This window comes from Aquimarina litoralis, assembly GCF_019295435.1.
Lineage (GTDB): Bacteria > Bacteroidota > Bacteroidia > Flavobacteriales > Flavobacteriaceae > Aquimarina > Aquimarina litoralis_A.
In genome coordinates this window covers 156,035-167,736 of record NZ_WEKL01000004.1, presented here as the reverse complement: position 1 = coordinate 167,736, position 11,702 = coordinate 156,035, and the positions used below count along the sequence as shown (strand labels likewise).

Genomic DNA, 11,702 nt, shown 5'->3' with positions numbered 1-11,702 from the left:
GCTAAAGCGGGACCTTGGGTTCGTCAATTTACCGACAATTTTAATAGTAATGGTAATTTAAATCAATGGCAAAGAACACATAATAGAACAGATTATAATTCTAGCATTTGTCATTATAGAAATTGGAATTCTGAAATCGCCAGTTTGGATGGGAGAAGTTGTCTTCGTTTGCAAGCATATCGAGTAAACAGTAATAGATATGAGTCAGGGCATGTAAAGTCTTATTATGATTTCCATCCTGGGAACAATCAAGAGTATCGATTACGTGCAAGTATTAAGCTTATTGCTAGACAAGGAAACAATTATAAAGGTTTTGCTGAAACATACGGTGTTTGGCCAGCTTTTTGGACAGTAAATGAAACCAATTGGCCTACACGTGGTGAGATTGATATTATGGAAGGATATTCTTATGGTAATCGAGCAGACTTTGGTAGTAACTTGTTCTACGGATCCAATGTTGGTCAAAATCAATTAGGCAATAATGCAAGTAGACCTTATAGTCTTGGTGAAGGATGGCATACATATGAACAGCGATGGATAAACAGAAATGGAAATATTACTGTTAAAATTTACGTCGACGGAAATCTTAGAGCAAATTATACCAATAGTGTAGATAATGATTTAAGACTACAGAACTTTAGAGATCATAATATTATACTCAATTTAAATATAGGGTCTGATGCTCAATTTGGAATTTTCGATAATTCTCGAATTAATGTTTTCTGGAATACATACATGTTTGTTGATTATGTAAGACTAGATAGAAGAACGCTATAAAAATATCATAATAACATACCATCAAAACCTACAATCGCTTTAGCTGTCTCGAAGTTATATTTCGAGGCAGCTTTTTTGTGTGTTGTAAAAGAAGTCTTAAATGAAAAAGCCTAAAAACTATATATTCTTAAGTTTTGGATACTTCCACTTTTGTTAGAAATTTATACAATTACATTTATTTTTTACTTACTCTCTGATCTAACTGGCCCCATATCCAAAGAGAGTTTTTAAATATATTGTTTTTAGGCTCTTCGGTACATTTTAATTGTGGCTAATTCAAAAAAAATATAACTCTTGATCAAGTCAAAAGTACCAACTAATACGATGTTTTGAAAGAGGGAAAAAGCTGGTTTTTAAGGGGTATCTTACCCTTTTTTTAAGATATAAGTTTTTTATAAAAGAGAAAGATGTTTTATTTCTGATAGCCAACAATATTATATTGTATTTTCGATCTTATAAGGAAGTTTGTGGAATCTAATACTTTTATTATGTCTACTTATCAATTCATAATTGATGAATTATCTAGAAATCAACAGGTTTTTAAAGAGTTACTAAGAGATGTGCCTAAGGAGGTGTATCTGTGGAAAAACAGACCCAATCGTTGGTGTTTGTTAGAAATTGTGTGTCATCTGTATGATGAAGAACGAGAGGATTTTAGAGCAAGAACCAAACATATACTGGAAACCCCAGATAATGAGTTTATTCCAATTGATCCGGAAGGATGGGTAGCACAAAGAGAATATATTACCAAAGAATATAGCAATATGTTAAGTAAGTTTTTACATGAACGAAGTATTTCCATAAATTGGTTGAAGACACTACAGGATCCAAAGTGGAATAATGTAACGATACATCCTGAATTTGGTGAAATGACCGCACAACAGTTCATGGCAAATTGGCTAGCACATGATTATTTGCATATAAGACAAATTACAAATCTTAAATTAGATTATTTAAAAAAACGATCCCAAGAAAATTTTCAATACGCAGAAGGTGATTAATTTTGTTAGAACGATTTAGAAAAATATAATCCGACACCTTCACCTGTAAATTGAGGTAGAAAAGCCATATCATCCATTTTCTTAAAAGGGTTCCATGAAATTAAATGTTCATAATGATAAACTAATCTCGTTGTTAGAATTCCGATTCCTGCACCGACTAATACATCAGATAGATAATGTTTATTATTCATCATTCGTAAACTACCCGTAGTGACAGCAAAAAGGTATCCACTATAGGCTAATATTGGACTAGAATCTATGAATTCTTCATATAAAACTGCTGCTGAAACAAAAGCCATAGAAGTATGTCCAGAAGGAAAGGAGTTTAATTGAGAAGGGTCACCAGGTCTAGCTTTATCTACTTCTTTTTTTAGAATTGTGGTAGCAGCACTAGTCACTAAAGTTGAAATTAGTAAATTTTTAGTTTGATCAAACCAATGATTTCTTGCTTTGACACCAAAAATATCGGCTGCATACATCTGAAGAATCGGTGCATATCTCGTATAATCATCAATGTTTAAATAAAAATCATCTCCGGTATATCCTCTGATGTCACTTTGTAAAGATTCTTCAAAATCACTTGTTGATAATAAAATACCAGAAGCAATAAGGGTAAAAGGAATAATTCTTTTAGTAAATAAGTTCCTTCTCTTTTTTTTAATTTCTGTTTGATCTGTCGTTTTTAGACTGATTTCAATAGGATTCAGATCTGATAGAGAGGATTCTGTTAACTGCGCATTAGTGATATGGACACAAAAGCATATCAATAAAAAGGTAATATTGATTTTCATAGGTATTCTTTTGGGGTTAGGTAGTTTGGGCGTAATCTTTTTGTAAGATACTATTTAAATATTAAAAAATTGTTAAAATACAATTCTATATATAACGAATTATTCAAAATTTATTGTGTCTCTTTAATGTTAATTTATTTAAAACCAGAATTTAACATAAGATTACTCATTTTAAGTATCCATAATTATGGAATGCTTATTTTGAATGAAGTAAGTATCTTAAAATAAATGAGATATTACTAATGTGGTTTTATGGGATTCCTTTAAAAAAAACTTATATTTGCACGCAATTAAATCTTAATTGCTATGACAGCTCACGAATCCAAAATCGTTGGAGAAGGACTTACATATGATGATGTATTATTAGTTCCTGCCTTTTCAGAAGTTTTACCAAGAGAAGTAAATATTCAAACTAAGTTTACTAGAAACATAACTATCAATGTTCCGATAGTTTCAGCTGCTATGGACACTGTTACAGAAAGTCGTATGGCAATTGCAATGGCTCAAGAAGGAGGAATTGGTGTGCTTCACAAGAATATGACTATTCAGGAGCAGGCTATGAAAGTCCGCAAAGTAAAGAGAGCAGAAAGCGGAATGATTATAGATCCCGTTACTTTGCCTTTAGATGCCAAAGTAATTGATGCAAAAAATAATATGCGAGAGCATAGCATTGGTGGAATTCCAATTGTTGATGAAGATAACAAGTTATTAGGAATTGTTACCAATAGAGATTTGCGTTTTGAAAAAAATGATGATAGACCTATCTCTGAGGTAATGACTAGTAAGAATTTAGTCACCGTTGGAGAAGGTACTTCTTTGCAAGAAGCTGAAGTAATATTACAAGACAATAAAATTGAAAAACTTCCAGTAGTTAATGATGATTATACCTTAGTAGGGTTGATTACTTTTAGGGACATTACAAAACTCACCTTAAAACCAATAGCGAATAAAGATAAATATGGGCGACTTAGAGTTGCTGCTGCTATTGGTGTTACTGGCGATGCAGTTGATCGTGCAGAAGCTTTAGTAAAAGCTGGTGTAGATGCTGTAGTTATTGATACAGCTCATGGGCACACCAAAGGTGTTGTATCTGTATTAAAAGATGTAAAAAAGAGCTTTCCTGATCTAGATGTAATTGTTGGTAATATAGCTACTGCCGAAGCAGCTAAATATTTAGTAGAAGCTGGAGCAGATGCAGTAAAAGTAGGAATTGGACCTGGATCTATATGTACAACAAGAGTAGTAGCTGGAGTAGGATTTCCTCAGTTTTCTGCTGTTTTAGAGGTAGCTGCTGCGATAAAAGGCTCTGGAGTTCCCGTAATTGCCGATGGAGGAATTCGATATACAGGTGATATTCCAAAGGCTATTGCCGCTGGAGCAGATACAGTAATGTTAGGTTCTTTATTGGCTGGTACAAAAGAATCTCCAGGAGAAACTATCATTTACGAAGGAAGAAAGTTCAAATCCTATCGTGGAATGGGATCTGTTGAAGCAATGAAACAGGGCTCGAAAGATCGCTACTTCCAAGATGTGGAGGATGATATTAAGAAATTAGTTCCTGAAGGTATTGTAGGTAGAGTAGCCTATAAAGGAGAGTTATTCGAGAGTATTCATCAATTTGTAGGTGGTCTACGTGCTGGAATGGGATATTGTGGTTCAAAAGATATAGAAACACTTCAGAATACAGGACGTTTTGTAAAAATAACGGCAAGTGGAATTCACGAAAGTCATCCACATGACGTAACGATCACTAAAGAAGCTCCTAATTATAGTAGATAATCAGATAGCAATAAATTCAATAAAAAAACGCTTCAATTTTAATTGGAGCGTTTTTTTATAAAAACTGGTTGTATGATTATTCGGTTGGGATACCTAATTTGGTCATTACCGTTTTAGTAAGATCAAATTTTGGATCTACATAAGCTAATCCACTGCTAGTAATAGTTAATACTTGAGTGTACCCTTCAGCTTTCGCTACTTCTTCTAAAGCTTTACCTATTTTACTATATAATGGTTGAAGTAACTTGTTTTGTTGTAACTGAACAAGTTGAGCTCCATTTTGACGAAATTTTGCAATATCATTTTCTAAAGCTATGATTTCCTCTTGTTTGGTCTTTTTCATAGGCTCTGTCATACTAGCTACGCCTTCTTGATAAGCTTTTACTTTTGCTTGATAATCATCTGCTTTTACTTTTAAGTCAGCTTCTAACTTTGCATTGTAAGCCTTAAGGTCTTCTTGTACCTTAGTAAGTTCTGGCATTTTTGAAAGAATAAAATCGCTATCAATTGTTCCAACTTTAGATTGTGCAATTGCTTGTACACTAACGAATAATAAAAGCACTGGAAATATTATATTTTTCATTGTTATCTTTTTAGTTCTTGTTTTTAAAATTTTTGCAAATATATAAGGTCTAAGGCAATATAAGTGCCAAGACAAATATTTTTTAAAAATCTATTCTTGATAAAGCTGTCCGCGATGAGGTTTTAGTGCATCTCTGACTTGTTTCATTTCAGAATCTATAACAACCATAAAGGCAATGCAATGAAATTCATCAATTACTTGAAAACCTGTAATATCGATAGATAGTTGCTCTATTTGAATGTATTCCTTTAGATGAATAACATGATGCTCTGCAGTTTTTTGAGCAGCGGGACCTCTAAAATCCCATATGAGTTTTAATTTACGTTCCAATTTTATATAATAATGTTTTTAAAATAATATGTCCTTTTTCGTATTTGTTTGCTAAAATACTACATCGTTTTGAAAGCTATTTTATTTGACATTATTAAATCTTGCAAATAACTTGTTCTTTGGATTATATAAAGTAGATACTAGTTTGGATGTGTATTTCTGTATCCTTATTTTAGTAATAAAGAAGAGAGTTTCTTAATTAAAAAAGAATTATCAAAATTATCAACTCGTTTCATACGATATKCTTATCATAATACGTTACTACAAATAGCTTGTAAAACACGTTAATATTGTTATTTTTGTCCGATTGGGGACTTTATTTTAGAGAACTATGCACAAAAAATCTATCATACTTTTTTTAGGAATAATCTTTAGTACATTAAATTATGGTCAAAAAAAAGATCAAGTACTCCTTACCATCAATGATTCACCAGTTTATAGATCAGAATTCAAGAGAGTATATCTAAAGAATATAGATTTGGTAAAAGATGAATCTCAGAAAGATATTGATGAATACCTTGAACTTTTTATTAATTATAAATTAAAACTTGAAGAGGCTAGAGCACAAGGGCTGGATAAAAAAGAGTCTTACATTAAAGAACTTGAAGGGTATAGAAAGCAACTATCTTCTGGATATTTAACAGATACTAAAGCGTCTGATGCTCTGGTAAGAGAAGCTTATGATCGTTTACAAGAAAGAGTAAATGCAAGTCACATTTTAATAAATGTTAGACCCGATGCACTTCCTAAAGATACTTTAGCCGCTTATCAAAAAATAACTGAAGCTAGAAACAAAATTATAAATGGAGAAGAGTTTAAAAAAATAGCAGTTGCTTATAGTCAAGATCCTTCTGTGAAAAGAAATAATGGAGACTTAGGCTGGTTTTCTGCTTTTAGAATGGTATATCCATTTGAAGAAGCCTCATTTACTACAGAAGTTGGTGAAGTTTCAGAACCTTTTAGAACTCGGTTTGGATACCATATCGTAAAAGTAAACAAAAAGGAAAAGTCATTAGGAGAAGTTACTGTTGCCCATATTATGGTAGCCTTTAATAAAGGAAGAACTGAAGAACAAGCTGAACAGAGAATTAAAGAAATACAAACACAGCTAAAAGCAAATACTTCATTCGAATCGCTAGCGAAACAATATAGCGATGATCGCAATACAGCTGTAAAAGGTGGTAAAATAAATCGTTTTGGACAAGGAGCCTTGAATTCAGAGAGTTTTGAAAAAGTAGCTTTTGCATTAAAAGAAAAAGGAGAACTTTCTCAACCTGTTAAAACAAAGTACGGATGGCATATCGTGAAGTTGATAGAAAAGCATCCACCAAAAACTTTTGATGAGCAAAAAGCAGAACTAACACAAAGAATAAAAAAAGATAGCAGATCTAAGTTGATTACAGAATCATTTATTAACTCGTTGAAGGATAAATATGGCCTGCAAAAAAATGAAAAAGCCATTAGTTATTTTAAAAAGACAGTACCAACAACGATTTTTAGCGAAAAATGGAATATCCCTACGAATGATGCTAATTTAAAAAAGAGTGTTTTTAAAATAGGAGACGAAAACTTTTCATATTTAGATTTTGCAAACTTTATTCAAAGCAAAGCAACTCGTAAAACTAATATGAAAGATGTTAAGGTTTTTGTTGAAAAAAATTATGAGGATTACGAATCTGAAAAGCTGCTTCAATATTATGAAGAACATTTAGAACAGGATAATCAAGATTTTGCTAATGTTATTTCAGAATATAGAGATGGTTTATTACTATTTGACTTGATGGAATCGAAAATTTGGAATGCTGCTAAATCAGATTCTATTGGATTACAAAAATATTATGAATCTAAAAAAGATGCATATATTCAAAATGAAAGTTATAAAGTAGTTAAATCTTCTTCTTCGGATGAAACATTGATGGATAAGGTTAAGCAAATGATTGAAAAAGGGATACCAATGAGTGATATCAAAAAAGAAGTTAATCAATCGGATGCCAATAAAGTGTTATTCACAGAAGAAATAGTAGAGAAAGGAGTAGATGAATTAGCAGATAAATTATCTGGTAAAGTAGGCGAAATTTTCAATCTAAAAGAGAATAATTATATCACCTTGGTTAAGGTAATGGAAATAATACCTGCCAGAACTAAAACTTTCGAGGAAACCAAAGGGAAAGTTATCAACGATTTCCAAGAAGATCTAGAGAAAAAATGGTTAAATGAACTTAGGAAAAAATATTCTGTGGATTTAAATCAGAAAACCCTAAAACAAATTAAAAAAGAACTATCAATTTAATATGCGATGTACTTATATCATAGTACTTTTTCTCTTACTTATATCTTGTAAAAATATAGATCGCTCTGCCAATAGAGAGGTAATTGCAAGAGTTAATGAGACTTATCTATATAAAGATGAGATCAAAGATCTTGTGCCTAAGAATACTCCAAAAGAGGATAGTTTGAATATTGTAAATAATTATATCAATATTTGGGCTACTAGACAATTGTTTATTGATCAGTCTAAAAGAAACTTAACGGAGTCAGAATTAAAAGAGTTTGATAATCTTGTAGAAGATTATAAAAGCACCTTATATATCAATGCTTATAAGGACGCTGTAATTAATAAATCCATAAATATGGAAGTTACAGATGCCGATATGACCTCTTATTATTCGGGAAATATCGAAAATTTTGTGCTTAATGAAGAATTAGTAAAGTTACGTTACTTACATTTGCCACCTGATTATAACAATATTGTTGCAACGCAAACACGTTTTAATCGTTTTAATGAAGAAGATCAAGAAGAATTACTAGATAAAAAGTTGGAATTCACGACATTTTCATTCAATGATTCTATTTGGGTAAAGTTTGATCAGGTATTGAATAAGATACCAGTTCTTAAAAATCAAGATAAGAATAAGATCTTAAAAAATGGTAAATATGTGCAACTGCGTGACTCTTTAGGAGTTTATATGATTAAAATTAAAGAGGTACTAACCAAAAATGAAACAGCACCTTTGATATATATTAAACCAACAATAAGACAGATTATACTCAACAAAAKAAAGAGGGAATTGATAAAAAAATTAGAAAAGGATATTACTAAAGATGCTATTAAAAACAAACAATTTGAAATCTATAATTAAGAATATTATTTGTCTTTTAGTATTAGTAGGAGCTAATACAGGTATGAAAATACATGCCCAAGAGATTATTGAAGATGAAAAGAAAGAAGTAGCGCAAAACGATGATTCTGTTAAACCATTTCAAAAAATTAAAATCGACGGAGTTGCTGCGGTAATAGGAGAGTATGTAATACTTGAAAGTGATATTACTATCGCTTATCAGCAATTACTTAGTGAAGGTGTTTCTGCAGCAGATGTAAGCCGTTGCGAATTAGCGGGAAGTTTATTCGAAAATAAACTGTACGCTCATCATGCTGTTCAAGATAGCGTTATTGTAACAGATGCTGAGGTAAATTCTATGGTAGATCAACAATTAAACTATATGACCAGAGAATTGGGTACTTTAGAAAAAGTGATAAAATTTTATGGAAAAGATAGTGAAGCTGATTTTAGAAAAGAACTTTTCGAAATTAATAAAGGAAATCGATTAGCAGAACAAATGCGATCTAAGATCGTAGAGGAAATTGAAATCACTCCAGAAGAAGTAAGAGAGTTTTTTGATGATATACCAAAAGATGAAAGACCACTGTTTGGAACAGAATTAGAACTTGCACAAATCGTAATCGAGCCTGAAATACCAGATGAAGAAGAACAAAAGGTAATCGATAGGTTGAAACAATTTAGAACAGATATCGTAGAAAATGGTAGTAGTTTCGCTACTAAAGCGGTATTATATTCTCAGGATCCTGGATCGAAATCAAAAGGAGGTAAGTATACATTGAACAGGCAAACTCCATTTGCCAAAGAATTTAAAGACGTTGCCTTCAGTTTGCAAGTAGGAGAGGTAAGTGAACCGTTTAAAACAGATTTTGGTTGGCATATCATACAACTAGATAAAATTAGAGGAGAAGAAATCGATGTGCGACATATTTTATTAATTCCTGATGTAACTAGAGAAAGTGTTGAAGTTGCACAAAAGTTGGTAGATTCTGTTCGTACAGCAATAGTTTCTGAAACTATTGATTTTAAAGAAGCAGCAAGAAAATTCAGTAATGAAAAAGAAACGAAAGAGGATGGAGGGCAATTAATAAATCCAACAACTGGAGATACTCGTTTTGAACTTACCAAAATTGATCCTATATTGTACGATCAAGTATCAAAATTAAAAACCAATGAAGTTTCTTTGGTAATTCCTGATCAAGACCGTCAAGGTCGTAAAAAGTTCAAACTAATTACTGTTTTAAATCGCTATGATGARCATATCGCTGATTATGCTAAGGATTACCTTAAAATACAGGAATTAGCGCTTAGAAAAAAGCAAATTGAGGCTATACGAAAGTGGCAAGAGGAAAAAATTAATGATACATATATAAAAATTAATGGTGAGTACAGAGACTGTGAGTTTAGCGGTAACTGGTTAAAAAAAGAAAAATAATATGTCTGACGTTGCAGCAGTAGAAAAACTGGTAAGCAAACATACCGAACTCAAAAAAGAAATTGCAAAAATAATCATAGGTCAGGAAGAAGTAATCGATCAGATTCTTATTTCTATATTTTCAGGAGGGCACGCGCTTTTAATCGGAGTGCCTGGATTGGCCAAAACCTTAATGGTAAATACGATATCTCGTGCATTAGGATTGGATTTTAAAAGAATTCAATTTACGCCAGATCTAATGCCAAGTGATATTTTGGGAAGCGAAATCTTAGATGAGTCTAGACATTTTAAGTTTATAAAAGGACCTGTTTTTTCCAATATCATACTTGCAGATGAGATTAACAGGACACCACCAAAAACGCAAGCTGCACTTTTGGAAGCGATGCAGGAAAGAGCGGTCACCGTTGCAGGTCACCATTACAAATTAGATCTACCTTATTTTGTGTTAGCAACACAAAACCCAATAGAACAAGAAGGAACTTATCCATTGCCAGAAGCACAATTGGACCGTTTTATGTTTGCAATAGAACTAAAATACCCAAGTTTTCAGGAAGAAGTAGAAGTGGTTAAAAGTACTACAGGAGACAATAAAGTAACAATCAATCCATTATTTACATCGCAAGAAATTATTGATTTTCAACAATTGATTCGCCGTATTCCGGTAGCTGATAATGTTGTAGAATATGCGGTTAGAATGGTTTCGAAAACAAGACCTAATGAAGATTCAGCAACCGATCTAGTAAAGAATTATATCGATTGGGGAGCAGGACCAAGAGCTTCACAAAATTTGATATTAGCAGCAAAAGCAAATGCTGCTGTAAAAGGAAAATTCTCTCCAGATCAGGAAGATGTTCAAGCTGTTGCAACTGGGATTCTTCGTCATAGAATGATCAAAAATTATAAAGCAGAAGCAGAAGGTGTAAGCATCGAAGATATTATCCAAAGTTTGTTCTAAAACACCCTACAAAATATCGTTAAAATTTAAAAAGCCCGTTAAGCAGGTAACGGGCTTTTTTGTAATTATGAACAATTGAATTTTACGGGAATGGATACTTGGGGAAAAACCATTTCCTAATATTTTCAATTTGAAGGTGCGAAAATAAAAGGTACAGGGGAATATTCCCTTTTTTTAACTTTTTTTTAATTCATTTTAAGCCTTTGTATAGAAACTTCCTGTAGTTATACTTATGATGTAAAGAGAAAATAAAGATCTATCCTTATGATCTTAGGTTACCACTTCTTTAGAAAACTAAATAGATGAACAGAACAATGTAATTTTTACCTTCTAAATTAAACCTTTTTTATTCTAAGAAGTCTTAGTAATGAACGTTCAAAAAATTATAGTTTAATAAATAAGAAAATAGATAGATGAAATATATTGTAACCTGCATGATTTTGTTTTTAGGAATATCAACCATTAAAGCACAATCAGAAGAAATAACAGATAGAAGAGAAGATCGTAAGCAGCGGAGAGAATTAAGAAAAGAGTTTAACGAGAGTTTATCTGAAGATCAGAAAGAACAATTAGAATATCAAAGAGAGCTTCATAAAGAACATAGAAAATCTTTCAGAGCAACCTATAATGAAGAGCAATTAGCTATTGTAGAAAATGAGGATCTTTCTAGAAAGGGAAAGCATAAAGCACTGAAACCGATCTTGAGTGATGATCAAAAAGCTCTTAAGGAGTCTCAAAAGAAAGAAATGAAAGAAGCAAAAAGTAAGTTTGAGGCTACATTAACTAAGGAGCAGCAGGAAAAATACGAGAAAATAAAAAGGAGGAAAGGAAAAAGAGGTAAAAAAGGAAGAAAAGGTAGACATACTGAAAAGGAGCAAAATGATGATTAACAATTTTTGTAATGTATAAATGTGAAAAAGTGAAGTTAATAA

Annotated in this window: 11 protein-coding genes; 8 read left to right on the top strand and 3 right to left on the bottom strand. The window is 31.9% G+C overall.

The features are described from left to right. Positions 1–777: glycoside hydrolase family 16 protein (locus GBO31_RS03780; RefSeq protein ID WP_219006981.1), on the top strand; the 777-nt coding region annotated here is incomplete at its 5' end. 488 nt (positions 778–1,265) lie between these two features. Beyond that, positions 1,266–1,778: a DinB family protein gene (locus tag GBO31_RS03775; protein ID WP_219006980.1), complete on the top strand. Its 513-nt coding sequence runs from the start codon at positions 1,266–1,268 to the stop codon at positions 1,776–1,778. Between the two features lie 5 nt (positions 1,779–1,783). On the opposite strand, the gene GBO31_RS03770 is transcribed toward GBO31_RS03775, so the two are convergent. Further along, on the bottom strand, positions 1,784–2,569 hold the full coding sequence (locus tag GBO31_RS03770; RefSeq protein ID WP_219006979.1) for a phosphatase PAP2 family protein: 786 nt from the start codon (positions 2,567–2,569) through the stop codon (positions 1,784–1,786). A 306-nt stretch (positions 2,570–2,875) separates the two neighbouring features. Here GBO31_RS03770 and guaB point away from each other — a divergent pair, with 306 nt between their 5' ends. After that, positions 2,876–4,348: an IMP dehydrogenase gene (guaB, locus tag GBO31_RS03765; RefSeq protein ID WP_219006978.1), complete on the top strand. Its 1,473-nt coding sequence runs from the start codon at positions 2,876–2,878 to the stop codon at positions 4,346–4,348. A 76-nt stretch (positions 4,349–4,424) separates the two neighbouring features. On the opposite strand, the gene GBO31_RS03760 is transcribed toward guaB, so the two are convergent. Then, the gene (locus tag GBO31_RS03760; protein ID WP_219006977.1) at positions 4,425–4,931 is read right to left on the bottom strand and encodes an OmpH family outer membrane protein; all 507 of its coding nucleotides are present in this window, start codon (positions 4,929–4,931) and stop codon (positions 4,425–4,427) included. Positions 4,932–5,021: 90 nt separating this feature from the next. Continuing rightward, positions 5,022–5,261 carry a hypothetical protein gene (locus tag GBO31_RS03755; protein WP_219006976.1) on the bottom strand — a complete coding sequence of 80 codons (240 nt, stop codon included), beginning with the start codon at positions 5,259–5,261 and terminating at the stop codon, positions 5,022–5,024. Positions 5,262–5,592: 331 nt separating this feature from the next. On the opposite strand from GBO31_RS03755, the gene GBO31_RS03750 reads away from it, so the two are divergent. The 5 genes from GBO31_RS03750 to GBO31_RS03730 all read left to right on the top strand — a co-directional run bounded on the left by GBO31_RS03750 (position 5,593) and on the right by GBO31_RS03730 (position 11,660). Further along, positions 5,593–7,551: a peptidylprolyl isomerase gene (locus GBO31_RS03750; protein WP_219006975.1), complete on the top strand. Its 1,959-nt coding sequence runs from the start codon at positions 5,593–5,595 to the stop codon at positions 7,549–7,551. A 1-nt stretch (position 7,552) separates the two neighbouring features. Further along, positions 7,553–8,401, top strand: coding sequence for a peptidyl-prolyl cis-trans isomerase (locus GBO31_RS03745; RefSeq protein ID WP_219006974.1), 849 nt, complete (start codon positions 7,553–7,555; stop codon positions 8,399–8,401). Then, positions 8,364–9,815, top strand: coding sequence for a peptidylprolyl isomerase (locus GBO31_RS03740; RefSeq protein ID WP_219006973.1), 1,452 nt, complete (start codon positions 8,364–8,366; stop codon positions 9,813–9,815). Before GBO31_RS03745 ends, GBO31_RS03740 begins: the two co-directional genes overlap by 38 nt. 1 nt (position 9,816) lies before the next feature. Further along, entirely contained in the window at positions 9,817–10,770 is a 954-nt protein-coding gene (locus tag GBO31_RS03735; RefSeq protein WP_219006972.1) for an AAA family ATPase, read from the top strand. Between the two features lie 413 nt (positions 10,771–11,183). Continuing rightward, on the top strand, positions 11,184–11,660 hold the full coding sequence (locus GBO31_RS03730) for a hypothetical protein (RefSeq protein WP_219006971.1): 477 nt from the start codon (positions 11,184–11,186) through the stop codon (positions 11,658–11,660). The last annotated feature ends 42 nt before the right edge of the window (positions 11,661–11,702 follow it).

Excerpts from the sequence above, each read along its gene's own strand:
- GBO31_RS03775 (WP_219006980.1), top strand. The coding sequence starts at position 1,266 with ATGTCTACTTATCAATTCATAATTGATGAATTATCTAGAAATCAACAG.
- GBO31_RS03770 (WP_219006979.1), bottom strand. The coding sequence starts at position 2,569 with ATGAAAATCAATATTACCTTTTTATTGATATGCTTTTGTGTCCATATC.
- guaB (WP_219006978.1), top strand. The coding sequence starts at position 2,876 with ATGACAGCTCACGAATCCAAAATCGTTGGAGAAGGACTTACATATGAT.
- GBO31_RS03760 (WP_219006977.1), bottom strand. The coding sequence starts at position 4,931 with ATGAAAAATATAATATTTCCAGTGCTTTTATTATTCGTTAGTGTACAA.
- GBO31_RS03750 (WP_219006975.1), top strand. The coding sequence starts at position 5,593 with ATGCACAAAAAATCTATCATACTTTTTTTAGGAATAATCTTTAGTACA.
- GBO31_RS03735 (WP_219006972.1), top strand. The coding sequence starts at position 9,817 with ATGTCTGACGTTGCAGCAGTAGAAAAACTGGTAAGCAAACATACCGAA.
- GBO31_RS03730 (WP_219006971.1), top strand. The coding sequence starts at position 11,184 with ATGAAATATATTGTAACCTGCATGATTTTGTTTTTAGGAATATCAACC.